General features: G+C 43.2%; 12 protein-coding genes and 3 pseudogenes. 3 read left to right on the plus strand and 12 right to left on the minus strand.

Annotated features, from left to right (window positions below; genetic code table 11):
- Positions 1-64 precede the first annotated feature (64 nt).
- From E0E47_RS00865 to E0E47_RS00890, 6 genes and pseudogenes are all read right to left on the minus strand, one after another.
- A complete protein-coding gene (locus E0E47_RS00865) occupies positions 65-1,270 on the minus strand; it encodes a reverse transcriptase domain-containing protein (protein ID WP_130892610.1) in 1,206 nt (401 codons plus the stop codon).
- A gap of 109 nt (positions 1,271-1,379) precedes the next feature.
- Complete coding sequence (locus tag E0E47_RS00870; RefSeq protein WP_130892611.1) at positions 1,380-2,690, minus strand: hypothetical protein; 1,311 nt, start codon at positions 2,688-2,690, stop codon at positions 1,380-1,382.
- Positions 2,680-3,243, minus strand: coding sequence for a hypothetical protein (locus tag E0E47_RS00875; protein ID WP_130892612.1), 564 nt, complete (start codon positions 3,241-3,243; stop codon positions 2,680-2,682). The genes E0E47_RS00870 and E0E47_RS00875 overlap by 11 nt, the downstream gene beginning before the upstream one ends.
- Before the next feature lie 106 nt (positions 3,244-3,349).
- Positions 3,350-4,660, minus strand: a pseudogene (gene mobV, locus E0E47_RS00880) (MobV family relaxase).
- A gap of 274 nt (positions 4,661-4,934) precedes the next feature.
- Positions 4,935-5,075 (minus strand): annotated as a pseudogene (locus tag E0E47_RS17470) (toprim domain-containing protein); the annotation flags it as partial.
- Positions 5,076-5,079: 4 nt separating this feature from the next.
- Positions 5,080-5,595 (minus strand): annotated as a pseudogene (locus tag E0E47_RS00890) (phage integrase SAM-like domain-containing protein); the annotation flags it as partial.
- Between the two features lie 436 nt (positions 5,596-6,031).
- On the opposite strand from E0E47_RS00890, the gene E0E47_RS17195 reads away from it, so the two are divergent.
- Positions 6,032-6,199 carry a hypothetical protein gene (locus E0E47_RS17195; RefSeq protein WP_172604622.1) on the plus strand — a complete coding sequence of 56 codons (168 nt, stop codon included), beginning with the start codon at positions 6,032-6,034 and terminating at the stop codon, positions 6,197-6,199.
- Between the two features lie 201 nt (positions 6,200-6,400).
- On the opposite strand, the gene ribH is transcribed toward E0E47_RS17195, so the two are convergent.
- A complete protein-coding gene (gene ribH, locus E0E47_RS00895) occupies positions 6,401-6,895 on the minus strand; it encodes a 6,7-dimethyl-8-ribityllumazine synthase (protein WP_130892613.1) in 495 nt (164 codons plus the stop codon).
- Positions 6,896-6,917: 22 nt separating this feature from the next.
- Positions 6,918-7,595 (minus strand): tetratricopeptide repeat protein, encoded by a 678-nt coding sequence (locus E0E47_RS00900; RefSeq protein ID WP_130892614.1) that lies wholly within the window; start codon positions 7,593-7,595, stop codon positions 6,918-6,920.
- Positions 7,596-7,772: 177 nt separating this feature from the next.
- Between E0E47_RS00900 and recF the strand changes: the two genes are divergently transcribed.
- Together recF and E0E47_RS00910 are read left to right on the plus strand one after the other, a co-directional pair.
- Positions 7,773-8,870: a DNA replication/repair protein RecF gene (gene recF, locus E0E47_RS00905; RefSeq protein WP_008624831.1), complete on the plus strand. Its 1,098-nt coding sequence runs from the start codon at positions 7,773-7,775 to the stop codon at positions 8,868-8,870.
- Entirely contained in the window at positions 8,867-9,157 is a 291-nt protein-coding gene (locus E0E47_RS00910) for a DciA family protein (protein WP_008624832.1), read from the plus strand. The genes recF and E0E47_RS00910 overlap by 4 nt, the downstream gene beginning before the upstream one ends.
- Before the next feature lie 7 nt (positions 9,158-9,164).
- Here E0E47_RS00910 and E0E47_RS00915 read toward each other — a convergent pair whose 3' ends face one another.
- The 4 genes from E0E47_RS00915 to E0E47_RS00930 all read right to left on the minus strand — a co-directional run bounded on the left by E0E47_RS00915 (position 9,165) and on the right by E0E47_RS00930 (position 13,957).
- Positions 9,165-9,701, minus strand: a complete 537-nt coding sequence (locus E0E47_RS00915; RefSeq protein ID WP_130892615.1) for a 5-formyltetrahydrofolate cyclo-ligase — start codon at positions 9,699-9,701, stop codon at positions 9,165-9,167.
- 62 nt (positions 9,702-9,763) lie between these two features.
- On the minus strand, positions 9,764-11,407 hold the full coding sequence (locus E0E47_RS00920) for a S41 family peptidase (RefSeq protein ID WP_130892616.1): 1,644 nt from the start codon (positions 11,405-11,407) through the stop codon (positions 9,764-9,766).
- A gap of 13 nt (positions 11,408-11,420) precedes the next feature.
- Positions 11,421-11,870: a deoxycytidylate deaminase gene (locus E0E47_RS00925; protein ID WP_008624835.1), complete on the minus strand. Its 450-nt coding sequence runs from the start codon at positions 11,868-11,870 to the stop codon at positions 11,421-11,423.
- Positions 11,871-11,878: 8 nt separating this feature from the next.
- On the minus strand, positions 11,879-13,957 hold the full coding sequence (locus E0E47_RS00930; RefSeq protein ID WP_130892617.1) for a M3 family metallopeptidase: 2,079 nt from the start codon (positions 13,955-13,957) through the stop codon (positions 11,879-11,881).
- Positions 13,958-13,971: the final 14 nt, after the last annotated feature.

Here is a 13,971-nt window from a genome sequence, read left to right on the forward strand (position 1 = left end):
CAAGTAACTCTATTGAGTACAAAAGTAAAAAATAAAAGTGAATCTAACATCCACAATAAACTTTTTAACTGTAGATATTCAACCATCCATACTCTTCTCCAAATTGTATAGGATAAAATATTGAAACAAGTCGATTATTTTGACGTTTCCTTGTCTTATAAATAGCATCAGCTATATTGACCTTAGGTATATCTAATTTGCATTTGCCAATTTGGTAATTAATAACATTATTCATCCATTTAATCTGGTTATTGGGAATGTCAGTAAATGCATAGTAACCACACCATTGAGCAATAGCCTTTTTAATAGCTACTTCTTTTTCTTTGGAAGTCAATGCGTCTTTGAGTATGCTTTTTATTTTTCCAATTAATTGATTATAGCATTCTTTTGTTGGGAATAAATATTGACCATTAAAAATTACGCCCAAATACTTCATGCTATTTTTCTTTGGATTTAGGAAAATAGCTGTCTTTGCATCAGAGGATGTTTTTAAAGGGTGTATGGTCAATTTACGCCTCTCTAATAGGTATTTTTCAATTTGAGATAGAATTAACTTGGCTTCTCCAATATTGGACACAGAGAATGCCATATCATCTGCATACCGAACCATTTTCCAGCCCTTAGAAATTGCTAACTTATCTAATTCATAAAGATATAAGTTACTTAATACAGAAGAAATCGGATTCCCTTGAGGCATTCCACCTTTTGGAAACTTTTCAATGTCACTTTTTTTTAGGTTTGAGTAGTCTATAATAGGATTAATACATTTGAAAATCAAACGTTTCACATAATCATCTATTTGATATTCATCTAACAGTTGAATAAGTATTGCCTTATCTATTTCATCAAAAAAGTGCTTAATGTCGATTTTTAATAAGATGTTTTCGGGATTATGTATCCGTTTTAATTGAATAAGAGCATCTCGTGTACATTTCCCTTTTTGATAAGCATAACTAATAGAGCTGACACTATTAAACACACAATATAATGAGTCTGATAGATAGTCGCTTATTGCTTTTAATACGAGTTTGTCGCTAATACTATTGGGAATGATTAGTGGGCGATTACCTCCATCTTTTTTGGGAATCAGAATTGCTTTCCATTTACCAAAATTATAGTCTTTCCGATGAAGATGTCGTTCTATAATAGCTAATCTTGTTTTATGATTCTCCGCAAAAGAATTAAGGTATGGCATAATTACCTCTCCATTATTCTTTTTCTTCTTAAAAAAGCTACTCCATGCATTATGTAAGAATTTGTACCAATTCACGGTTGTTATAGTAAGTATGTTTAGGATAAATACATAAACTTAGTCAATGATATATACTCCTATAGAACAATGTCACCACCCATAAGTTATTATGTTCAGTAGTCAGAATCTAAAAATTGTCAATGTTGATGTTATTGTCAATGTTGATGTTAGGAGCATCAGTTCTTACAAATTCAGCCCTTTCATTAAGTTCAAACTCACGCTTATTTCCGTGATTGTCTTCTACAATGATTGGAATGTAATTATCTCCATCTGTAAGATGTAACATATATGTGAATGTATATGGACTGCTCTTGTCTATTAAATCTATAACTTTGTTTTCTACTTTGTGCGTCCAACTATCATAACAAAGTTTCTTAGTTCTTTTAACTGTAACCGATTTTACATCCCCAGCAAATATAATCCGAAAGGAAACATTACATTCAATTCCATTACCAGCTGAATTAGTAATAGACACATCACAAACCCCATTGATTAGTGGCTTGTTGGATGGGAAGAGAACCGTCATATTATTCGGAAAATTAATCTTTGAAACATTGTCTTCATATGAAGATAACGTAGAGACAGGAGCTGAATTATCTATAGCAATAAGTCCCAATGGCTGTATTTTGTAACTCCAATCGCTGTTTATGGCAACTAAGCATATACATTTATATCCATTGCTTTCTGATTGTCGATAACAGTCCATTTCCCCATTAGGGTTTTTCACACATAGGTCAAAATCGTTAGATACAACATCTTCTACAAATGCATCAATTTCTTTTGCTGAAGAGCAAGCGTACAATACATAATAATCTGCTATAATAGAAGTGTTTACTCTGTATTTCACCCCAGAGAAACTATGAATAACAGGAATAATAGAATTTGTTACATATTCAATTGTATTGGTTCTGGATAATTGATTAATTAACCCACATAATAAATGTATGCTTTCGTTATCTAGATGTTCTTTTTTTCTAAATAGCCATTTTTTAATATCAATAGTTTGTGTCGGATTAGAAAATTTAGGCACCAATGGAGCACATTGTCCTGAAATCGAGAATACAACATCTTCATTATAGTATGGTGAAATACTATAATTGTAGACTGTGTCTATTTCGTTTTCAACAACGACTTTGATTTGTAGCACATTATCATTCTTTAAAGCAAGTAAAGCGACCTCATTCTTATCTTTAACCATTCTTGCAACATCAAGCAGTGATACAACTATTGAGTTCTCTTGACTTGAATGGAGAGATATTACACTCTCATTTTGTACAGATATGGAGATGTTTTTATTAGATACATTATCAATTGACAATGTGTCAGATGAAAGACCAACAATAGACTTGGATTGCTTTGATGCGGTATTACCATTGTTACATGATGACCAACAAATCATAAATGCCATCAAGAGTGTATAGAGAATTTTATTGCGCATATTTACCCGATTTTGATTTTTTTGAAACTGAAAGAGTTTGCGAATCTGTTTTTTGCGATTTATTTGAAGATTGTTTTTGATGCGAATTTGTTTTGGGTTTAAAAGGAGCTTGCATAGATACTAACTCATTATACACCTTATCTCTCATACCTTCTGATTTACAAGAAAAAGTAAACCAATCCACCAATATCGTTTCTGGCTCATTACCTGTTTTTCGAACAATAACACTTCCTGGATTTTCAAACCACGCATTGTAATTATATCCTGCTCCTTTTTTAGTTTCTACTTTTCTCAAATCTATTTCGATAGAATAACTGTTAGTATATGATTGGTTCCCTGAAGTGTACTGAAATGTCAAAATACCATTTTCAATATTCATATTTTTTACCTCATATGGACTTCGAGTCATTAGTTGTTTCCCCTTATAATATTCGGGGAGTTCTATAGATGATTTAAATTCATTAATAAGGTGCTGTAATCTTTGCTGGGCATTGGTACTTAAATTAATAAATATCAACACTATAATAGCTAACAAGAGAGACCGTTTACTCATAATTTTTCTTTTTCTAAGAGATTATTTGTACAAGACATAATTTTGTCTTCAATTATGCCACAAAAGTACAAAAAATCCGTGATACTACATTCAATCATCACGGACTTTATTTTGATTTACAACCTAATACCTTTTCCTGTTTTCTTGTCGGCATTCCCAATGATTGCATAAACTCGTCTTTCTTTCGTCTGAACCAACTGACATATGAAACACCGTCTATATTGAGGTTGAAATTGCCCTCCTTGTCCTCTTTAAGTGAACATATCGTTTTGTCTGCCCTGAAATGTTGGTTAAACTCACGAGAATACAGTTCGCCTTTAATGGAGACATCTTTGAATGTGCATAGTTTCCTAATAACGGCATCGCCAAAGTTCAGCGTATCACGCAAAAATTTAATGGTCGGCATCAGCTTCTCCACATGCGGAAAGTAGCGTCTGACAAAATCCGTAAACTCAGACAGCTTGCGGTGCTGTTGCTCGTAAGTATTTCTTATCTCCTGTATCTGTTCGGCTTGTTGCCGTTCCCGTTGTCGGGCTTCGTCTTCAAGTTCAAGGATGCGGTCTTGCAAGTCCTCGTTCCTGCGTTCCAACGATTTCATTTTTCCACTTCCGAAAAGAGAACCCACACTGCTTGCAAGGGCGGTTGCCGTATCGGTGGCTGCGCTTTTGAGCTTGTCGGTGCGAATTTCCGCTTTTACCTGTCTCAATTCCTCCTGCGCCTCGGCTTTCTTCTCCTGCAACAGTCTGGTTTCGGTTTCAAGGGTTTCATTCTTCTTTTTCAAGTCCCGATAATACTGCATGGTGGTGGTGTGTCGTGCTTCCGACCCCCGTACCCCACGTTGCAATCCGTATTTCGCCATCACCCATGCGTAATTGTCGTGGTAGGCAATCAGTGTCTGGCGGTTGAACAGGTCATCGGCACACAAACGGACGGAATTTGTTTTCTTGCGGTACTTGCGCTTACCGTCCGTTTGTTCTTTCTTGGCTTTGCGCCTTTCACTCGTCACGATAGGAACAACGGCTGCATGTATGTGCGGTGTCTTCTCGTCCATGTGCAGATGGGCGGCAACCACATTGTCTTTGCCGAATGTGGCTTACAGCCATTGGATGCTGTCGCTACACCATTCATCGAGCTTTCCTTTTTCCTGTATGTTCATCATATCCTCGTGCGTACCCGACAAAACCACCCGAACGACACGGACTTGGTCGTGCGTGATTTTCCGTTTGATGCCTGCCGTGTTCAACCTGTGGGCAATCGCTTCATCCCTGCCGTGAACGCCATCGGGGTATTCGACAAGTACCTTGTTCAGATGTGTTCTTGTAGGGTCTGCGTTTTTAGGTATTATCTTTATATGGTCGGACTGTGTGGTGTCCGATGCACCTTTTGCTTTCTTTATGTCTAATGAAAAATATCCTATATTATTCCTATTTTTGCGGTTATCGTTATGTGTCTTCTCTCTGCCTGTAGTATTGGCTCACGGGGTTTATCTCAAGGATGAACTCTTGCCGCACTCGGCATAATCCAAACGAGTTTGGTTTCAGCTCTCGTTTACACAGGGTTTCCAAAGGGATTTCCCTTTGGCTCGATAGGGTGTTTTTAGCGTTACGGAGTAATGCGTGAAGAAAACGCCCTATTGAGCTATGGTATTTTCTTGCGGAAATACCTCCGTGCGGCTGCAAGCGTACTTCTCCCTACATCTTCAGCCCTCGCTTTTTCGGTGGCTGCATCATCCGCCTTGCGGATTGGACTTGCTTCTCCTGCTTTATCGGTTCTGCCGATTGGTTTATACTTTTCCCACACAGGTAGTCGTTCAAATCCTTGTATTCACGATAGTTGGTACAGGTCATATTTGTCGATGAAGGAGCGGTCCAATGCAGAAAACGGAATGTCCGATAGATTGAATTGTACTTGCAGGAATCTCTCTATATGGTTGTAAGCATTCCGATAGGCTTGCAAACTTTTTGCCGTTCGGTTTACTCCCACGCGTTTTTCAAAATTGCCAATGAACCGTCTGAAATATCCTAAAAGTGTTTCCTGCCCGTCTGCCATTCCAAGCAGTATGCTTTTCACTTCATCGGCTGTCACTCCGTCATGGACAGCCGACTGTTCCATATAGATATTCAAAGCCATCGCACGTATCTCATCCAGCCGGTTGTTGATTTCCTTAGCCGCCAAGCTCTTGCCGGAAGCACGTCCGGAAGTCCAGCGTGACTGTGGCACTTTCATCTTCACACTGAATGCCGCTTCAGAGTATTTTCCTACACTTAACTTAGCCATTACAGGGCAGTTCCCGTTAGCATCCGCCTCGCTCTTTTTCAGGTAGAACGAAACCCTTACATTTGCCTGATTCATAACCAATTTCTTTGTTTGCAAAATTATTATATAGCGAGCAAATGAATGGCATGAAAAATATAGCGGAACGAAGAATAAGACCCTTCGCCTAACAAACAAACCCTGTCTTTTTTTCTAATACAGAAAAATATGACTAAGTTTGCATTATAGACATTGCAAGAAACATCGTTCCATGCAGTGATAAACAGGATATGAAAAGTGGATATGGAAGCTATTTCCAACCCTATTTTTCAATCAGGAAAAGGCAACGGATAAGTAGCGATTTGTTTTCCTAACTCCCTCAAAAACGGTCAAAAACCACAAATGGAAGAATCTGGAACAAAACTACATATTCCTTTAGTTCTCAAACACTTTGCACTATTTTCTCAAAAGTTATCCGTATGTGGACGAGTTTCACTATCTTTGCCATAGTAGTAACCATGGAAGGAAAGTAACTATGGAAGAAAATACTGAAAAAGCAATGGAACCGATGAAGAAAAGTAAGGTGGAAGAAATCTTGGAAGCGGACAGGAAAAATCCTCCGAAGAGAGTAAATAAGACGTGGGAGGCAGCTATGAGACTAAAAGGTAGTCTGATTGTGAATGACCCTACATTCTTGTTGTAAAAGTATGAGGGTGCTTATCGACACCAACATTTTCGTATATATGGCTACAGACCCTGATTATTTGAGTCGGGATGTGTAGCCAAGGACTTGACTTGATTTTCAACAAGAAGTAGTCCTTTGTTTCATAATGGTGCTCGTAAATATGAACGGCGGCCGTAATCCTAAGAGATTACGGCCGCCGTTCATATAAGTTATGGCTTTTTAGCCCTTGATGCGTCTTTTGTAGTCCACCATTTTAATGGCTGTTACGGCACATTCATCGCCTTTGTTTCCCAAAATGCCTCCTGCACGGTCTTGTGCTTGTTGCAAGTTGTTGCAAGTGAGCAGTCCGTAGATGACGGGTACATCGCCATTCGTGTTCAATTCTGCTAATCCTTGGGTTGCTCCCTCGCAGATGTAATCGAAGTGAGGAGTGTCGCCGCGAATCACGCAACCGATGGCTATCACGGCATCCACCTTGCCGCTTTTAGCCATTTGGGCGGCACCGAACACCAATTCAAAACTGCCCGGCACGGTCATGACCAAAATATCTTCTTCACTGACTCCATGTTTGAGCAAGGTGGTTTGCGCACCTTCCAACAACGAGCCGGTGATGTGGTGATTCCATTCGCTGACCACGATGCCGAAGCGCATGCCTTGGGCCGAGGGGACGGACTTGGGGTCATATTCAGACAAGTTATGTAAATTCGTTGCCATGTTCGTTTTCTGCTTTAGGACTTTATTCGCTTACACGTTCGATGTATTTGTCGATTTCGGCATACTGCATGGAGTTCACATACTTGGTCTTGATTTCTTTGTAGCATTCCAAAGCCTTGTCTTTCTTTCCTTGCGATTCGAAAATCTCACCGGCCTGAATCAGATAGAGGGGGCTGAGGCTGTTGTTGTCCGCCTTCTTGGCTGCTTCCAATAAAGTGGAAGTCGCTTTGTCTAATTGGTCCAATTCTGCATAACAGTTGCCCAGTGCACCGATGGCAGCCGGAGACACCATGGCATCGCCGCAATTTTTGAAATCTTCCAGACGGGTAACAGCTTCCTGATATTTACCCAATTTGGCATAACTTAATCCGGCATAGAGTTGTGCCAGATTGCCGGCTTTCGTGCTTCCGTAGTCGTTGGCGATTTTCAAGAAACCGGGAAAGCCTTGTTCGTCACCGTTCAACGCCTTTTCGTAATTGTCCGAAGCAAAATATTGCTGCCCTTTGAACATCAGTTCATTGGCTTTGGCCTCGCGCGGTTCGCTTACGAAACTCCGATAGAGGAAGTATCCGCCTACCAATACGACGATGGCGATGAAAACGTACATAATAGGCTTCTTGTATTTGTCGATGAAAGCCTCGGAAGAAATCAAAGTCTGTTCCACGTTGAGTGAATCATGCTGTGTCTTTTTGTTCGTCATTTTATTTGATGGTTTTATTATTATTTCCTGTTTTTCGTCCCGTAGTGCATGGTACGGGAATAAAGCGGAGCAAAAGTAGCGAAATTCTCCCGTTTGATGAAATTTATAGCCTATTATTTTTAGGATTCGGGGGATAAACCTTAATTTTGCAGGGTGATTTAACGGGAAAACCTACGGATGATACTGAAAAAAATTTCTGTCTTGAATTATAAGAACATAGCGCAGGCCGAGTTGGCCTTCTCTCCGAAGATGAATTGTTTCATCGGACATAATGGTGAAGGAAAGACCAATTTGTTGGATGCTGTGTATTTTCTTTCCTTTTGTAAGAGCGCAACCCATTCCGTAGATTCCCAAAATATCCGGCACGGTGAGGACTTCTTCATGTTGCAGGGAGAGTATGAGCATGAGTCGGGAGAGCCGGAAGAGGTATATTGCGGTTTGAAACGCAAACAGAAAAAGCGTTTTAAGCGTAATAAGAAAGAGTATAAAAGATTGTCGGAGCATATCGGATTGGTGCCGGTAGTGCTCGTTTCTCCGGCCGATGCCGATTTGATTTCGGGGGGGAGTGAGGAGCGGCGACGCTTTATGGACATGGTAATCGTGCAATATGACCATGAATATCTCGATGCATTAGTGCGTTACAACAGGGCTTTGCAACAGAGGAACGTGTTGTTGAAACAGGAGGAGGAACCCGATGAAGCCCTTATAGGGCTATGGGAAGAAATGATGGCTCAGGAAGGGGAGAAGATATACGAGAAGCGAAAGGCTTACGTGGAGGAATTCGTTCCGGTCTTTCAGGATTTCTATGCGCGGATTTCCCGTGGAAAAGAACATGTGGGGCTGCGTTACATTTCTCATGGCCAACGTGGGGATTTGTTGGAAGTCATTCGTCGCGACCGTGCCAAGGACCGGATTATGGGGTATTCCCTGCATGGTGTCCATAAGGATGATTTGGAGATGACCTTGGGAGAGTTCCCTATAAAGCGGGAGGGTTCTCAGGGGCAGAACAAAACCTATTTGATTGCTTTGAAGTTGGCGCAGTTTGATTTCTTGCGCCGTACGGGAAGCCGTACTACTCCTTTATTGTTGTTGGACGATATTTTCGACAAGTTGGATGCTGACCGCGTGGAGCAGATTGTCAAATTGGTTTCCGGCGAACAGTTCGGGCAAATCTTCGTGACGGATACCAATCGAGACCATCTGGATCGTATTTTGGAGAAGACGGACGAAGACTACAAGCTCTTTTATGTGGAAAACGGAGAAATCAAGGCATGAGACGGAACAAGGCGGAATGCATAGGCGACATCATCCGGCAATATCTCCGGCAGGAAGGGTTGGAGACACCGTTGAATGAGACCCGGATGGCGGCAGCTTGGTCCGAAGTGATGGGGCAGGCTATTGCCCGGTATACAGGGGATGTTTTCGTGAAAAATCAAGTGTTATACGTCCATCTCAAGTCACCGGCCCTCAGGGCTAACCTAATGATGGGTAGGGAAGCATTGGTACGCAAACTGAATGAGTATGTGGGAGCGCAAGTCATTCAGAATATTGTGTTCCGTTGACAACGATTCAAAGAATCTCGTCCATGGGGATGTCATGGGGTTCGGTAGGAACATGTTCTACCCGTTGGAAATCGAAGCAAACACCTATTTTATATATATCGTAATGTTGCAACCGCGTCAGCAAACGGTCGTAAAAGCCTTGTCCGCGTCCCAAGCGGTTTCCTTTTGCATCAAAAGCCACTCCCGGGATAATGGCTAAATCAATAGAGGCGTAGTCGGTAAAGACCTCGCCGGTGGATTCTTGGATGCCGAAAGGCCCCTCTTCGAGCCGGTCTTCAGCTGCATAACGGTGCAACTCGATTTCTTTACCTTTTACGGTGGGAAGCAGGATGCATTTGCGCAAGCTCCAATAACGTACGAAGTCTTGTGTATCCACTTCGTCCGGCAATGAATGGTAGAGTAAAACCGTTCGTGCAGCGATGAATCGCGGATGTACAGCCAAACGTCTCAAAATCGGGCCGGAAAGGTCGAGTATGGCCGCCCGGGAAGTTTCTTTCTTATTTCGGGTCATTGATGCCCTTAATTCTTTTTTATCCATAAGCATAATTAATTTTGGAAAAACTACGGCATCATCAAATGCCATAGTTTTTCCAATAAGTCTCTATATTATTGGGAGGTTACAGTTTTCTGTGGGGCTTCCGGAAAAGCTTTTCCTTCTTCCAGAACCTTGATGGCACGTTCAACTGCCGGGTCATCACTGTTGACGAATTCGTAGAATTGTTCTGTTTCCTTCACGTTGTTGATGATGGAAGCATAAAGGCTTCTTCTGAAAAGTTTGCGTGACTTGTAAAGCATCAGGTTTCTTTTGCGAAGTCCCCGTTGTTGTGCAAAATCGGCAAACTTGCGGACTACGTTTTGTTGGTCTAAGTAGCGGACGAGTTCCTCATTAGTATCTATTTCATTCAATTCCGGACGATGGCTGTCGGCAAAGTTAAATGCATATTGATGTATTAGTCCGCTTATCCACGCTTCCTTATAGTATGAGGTTATGTCTGCTGTATCTTCCGGAACAAAGATGTCCGGCATGATGCCTCCACTGCCGTAAACGGTGCGTCCCAAGCGAGTCTTGAACTGCGGGCCTTTTTGTTTGATGCTGTCTTGAGAGAAAAATTCCCCTCGTTCGTAACGTTCCATAAGGTCATTCTCGTATTCTTCTCCGTGTCCTTTTACGTAAGGCTTTTGGATGCACCGTCCAGAAGGTGTATAATACCGTGCGATGGTCAGGCGTATCATGCTTCCGTCCCGGAATTCGATGGGTTGTTGTACCAATCCTTTGCCATACGTACGGCGGCCTATGATGGTTCCCCGGTCATTGTCTTGTATGGCTCCTGCAAAAATTTCGCTGGCCGATGCCGATCCCTCGTTGACCAATACTGTCAGAGGCAGATTGGGGAAAGCTCCGCGCCCGTCGCTTTTGTATTCTTCACGTGGGAATTTGCGTCCTTCCGTGTAGAGAATCAAACGGTTCTTGGGCAGGAATATGTTGGCCATTTGTATGGCGGTCTGCATAATGCCCCCGGTGTTGTCCCGCAAGTCGATGACCAGGTGCTTAAACCCTTTCTGGTTTAATTCAGCCAAGGATACCAAGAGTTCGGGGTAGGTCGTTTCGCTGAAACTTTTGATTTTGACATATCCGGTTTCGGGGGTGAGCATGTAAGTGGCTTCTATGCTGTGTACCGGGATGTCGCCTCGTGTGATGGTATAGTAAAGTGTCTCCTTTTCACCCGTACGCCGGATGCCTAATTTGACTTTGGAGGCTTTCTTGCCTTTCATGAGTTTCATGCAGTCTTCGGCTGTGATGTCTTTTCCTGTAATGTCTTTTCCGTCCACATTGACAATACGGTCTCCTGCCAGCAATCCTACCTTTTCAGATGGGCCGCCTTTGATGACACTGATGATGCGCGCTGTGTCGTTTTGTTTGGTGAAAGACACGCCGATGCCGGAAAAACTGCCTTTCAGGCTTTCCATTGCCGCTTCTGTTTCCTTGGCTGTGGTGTAAGCCGAGTGCGGGTCCAGTTCCGCCAATATGCGGGGCATGGCTTTTTCCACGAGGTCGGTCATATTGACCGTGTCTACATATTGGTCGTCGATGATACGCAGCAGGTCGTTCACCTTGTTACTGTTCGTATTGATGATGTTCAGCCGGTTTCCCGAGAAATGGTTGGCATAGAACGTTCCTATCAATATTCCTGCCACAAGGCATAACGCCAATAGGATAGGTGTAAATCGCGATGAACTATTCTGATTCATAAATACATGTTTTTTAAAGTTCTTCAGTCTGAGTCTCCAATGGTAGGTAGTGTACTTCTATACCGGCTCTTTGAAGCAGGTCGATGCCGTCTGTCAGCCGGTATTGCCGGGCATAGAAGACCTTCTTGATGCCGGACTGTATGATAAGCTTGGAGCATTCGATGCAGGGAGCGTCTGTGACGTACAGGGTAGCTCCTTCGCTGTTGTTCCCAGACCGTGCGATCTTGGTGATGGCGTTGGCTTCTGCATGCAGCACGTAAGGTTTGGTCAGGTGGTTTTCATCTTCGCACACGTTTTCGAATCCGGCCGGTGTGCCATTGTAGCCATCGGAAATAATCATTTTGTCTTTCACGATGAGGGCTCCTACTTTGCGTCGTTCACAATAGCTGTTTTCTGCCCATATCCGAGCCATACGCAAATAGCGCAGGTCCAGTTCATGCTTTTTTTCTTCCGGAGTTTTCATTTTTTCTCTCAAGCTTTGTTTATGGGGTTGATACCGTTTCGTTTTAACAGAGCATCTATGGTGGGAGCTTGTCCGCGGAATCGTTTATATAATGCCATAGGAGGTTCCGTGCCTCCCTTCGACAAGATATTGTCGCGGAAACTTTGTGCCACTTCCCGGTTGAATATACCTTTTTCCTTGAACAGGGAGAATGCGTCAGCGTCCAGGACTTCCGCCCATTTGTAACTGTAATATCCGGCTGCATAGCCTCCGGACATGATATGTCCGAACTGTACGCTCATACAGGCCTCTTCAGGTTGCGGCAACAACTGTGCCGCTTCCCACGCACGTTTTTCAAACGAAAGCACGTCTTCCTCGAAAGGTTTGTCCTGCGTGTAATAAGCCATGTCCAACAGAGCGAAACTGACCTGTCGGATACAAGCGTAAGCCGTGTTGAAATTGCGGCTTTTGATAATCCGGTCGATAAGTTCTTCCGGAAGCGGTTCACCCGTCAGGTAGTGTTGGGCAAAGGTATTTAAAAAATCGCGTTCTACGGCAAAATTTTCCATAATTTGTGACGGAAGTTCCACAAAATCCCAATAGACACTCGTACCGCTGAGACTTTCGAAGCGCGTATTGGCGAATATGCCGTGTAGGGCATGTCCGAATTCATGCAGGAATGTTTCTACTTCTCCTAAAGTGAGTAAGGCCGGTTTGCTCTCTGTCGGTTTGGTCAGGTTCATGGTGACGGACACATGGGGACGATGGTTGGTGCCGTCTTCATCTATCCATTGGTCTTTGTAGGAGGTCATCCAGGCACCGCTCTGTTTACCTTTCCGGGGATGGAAATCCGTGTACAATACGGCCAGGAAAGTTCCGTCTTTGTCGAACACTTCGTATGCCGTCACGTCCGGATGGTATACCGGAATGTCGGCATTTTCCTTGAATGTAATGCCGTACAGGCGGGAAGCCAGTCCGAAGATACCTTGTTTGACGCGTGACAGTTCGAAGTACGGGCGTAGCATTTCCGCATCCAGATTGTACTTCTCTAATTGCAGTTTATGGGCATAATAACCGAAATCCCAAGGTTGCAGCACGAAGTCTTCTCCTTCTTTTTCACGTGCCTTTCTTTCCACTTCTTTTACCTCTTCCCGTGCCGTGGGCAGGTAAGCTTCCAACAAGTCGTTTAACAGTTGGTAGACATTCTGGCTGTTTTCAGCCATACGTTTCTTTAATACGAAGTCTGCGTATGTGGGGTAGCCCAACAGTTGCGCCCGTTCGCGTCGCAGGTTGACAATACGCTTGACGATTTCAAGGTTGTTGTATTCGTTGTCGTGCGTGCAGAGGGTATTCCGTGCCATATACATTTTCCGGCGGAGTTCCCGGTTGTCAGCATAGGTCATGAATGGGTTATAGCTCGGGGCGTGCAGGGTGAAGACCCATCCCTCCAAATCCTTTTCCTTGGCTGCCAATGCGGCAGCTTCGACAGCAGATTCCGGAAGGCCGGCCAAATCCTTTTCGTCAGTCAGGTGGAGTTGGAATTTATTGGTCTCCTTCAGGTTGTTCTGTGAGAATTGCAAAGTCAACTGGCTCAGTTCCTTGCTGAGTGCGCGGAACTTTTCTTTGTCCTCGGCCGTAAGGTTAGCCCCGTTGCGTATGAAGCCGTCGTAACTCTTGTCTAAAAGCATTTGTTCTTCAGGCGTCAATTCACGGTGGTTTTCATACACTGCCTTTACCCGGGCGAACAGTTTCTCGTTCAGCAGGATGTTGTTGGCATGTTCCGTCAATATCGGTGACATTTTCTGCGCCAGATTGTCCATCTCGTCGTTGGTTTCCGCGCTCAGCAGGTTGAAGAACACATTGCTCACCCGGCTCAGCAGGTTGTCGGGAACGCTGAATGATATGGTATTGTCGAACGTGGGAGGTTCCGGATTTTGGATGATGGTGTCCGTCAGTTCGTCATCTTGCCGTATGCCTTCCATGAAAGCCGGTTCGAAATCTTCGAGGTGTATTTGGTTGAAAGGTGCCGTGTCGTGAGGCGTTCCATAGGAAGAGCTGAAAAACGGATTTTTCCTTTCTTCGGTTTTGTTTTCTTGTATGATGTCCATGTCGATACTTGTAT

Origin of the sequence: Paraprevotella xylaniphila YIT 11841, assembly GCF_900683745.1 — a bacterium.
In the GTDB taxonomy this organism is placed as follows: Bacteria; Bacteroidota; Bacteroidia; order Bacteroidales; family Bacteroidaceae; genus Paraprevotella; species Paraprevotella xylaniphila.

Bases quoted from the DNA above. Each gene is read 5' to 3' on its own strand.
- E0E47_RS00900 (WP_130892614.1), bottom strand. From the start codon at position 7,595: ATGACGAACAAAAAGACACAGCATGATTCACTCAACGTGGAACAGACT.
- E0E47_RS17195 (WP_172604622.1), top strand. From the start codon at position 6,032: ATGGAAGAAAATACTGAAAAAGCAATGGAACCGATGAAGAAAAGTAAG.
- recF (WP_008624831.1), top strand. From the start codon at position 7,773: ATGATACTGAAAAAAATTTCTGTCTTGAATTATAAGAACATAGCGCAG.
- ribH (WP_130892613.1), bottom strand. From the start codon at position 6,895: ATGGCAACGAATTTACATAACTTGTCTGAATATGACCCCAAGTCCGTC.
- E0E47_RS00915 (WP_130892615.1), bottom strand. From the start codon at position 9,701: ATGCTTATGGATAAAAAAGAATTAAGGGCATCAATGACCCGAAATAAG.
- E0E47_RS00875 (WP_130892612.1), bottom strand. From the start codon at position 3,243: ATGAGTAAACGGTCTCTCTTGTTAGCTATTATAGTGTTGATATTTATT.
- E0E47_RS00870 (WP_130892611.1), bottom strand. From the start codon at position 2,690: ATGCGCAATAAAATTCTCTATACACTCTTGATGGCATTTATGATTTGT.
- E0E47_RS00910 (WP_008624832.1), top strand. From the start codon at position 8,867: ATGAGACGGAACAAGGCGGAATGCATAGGCGACATCATCCGGCAATAT.
- E0E47_RS00930 (WP_130892617.1), bottom strand. From the start codon at position 13,957: ATGGACATCATACAAGAAAACAAAACCGAAGAAAGGAAAAATCCGTTT.
- E0E47_RS00920 (WP_130892616.1), bottom strand. From the start codon at position 11,407: ATGAATCAGAATAGTTCATCGCGATTTACACCTATCCTATTGGCGTTA.
- E0E47_RS00925 (WP_008624835.1), bottom strand. From the start codon at position 11,870: ATGAAAACTCCGGAAGAAAAAAAGCATGAACTGGACCTGCGCTATTTG.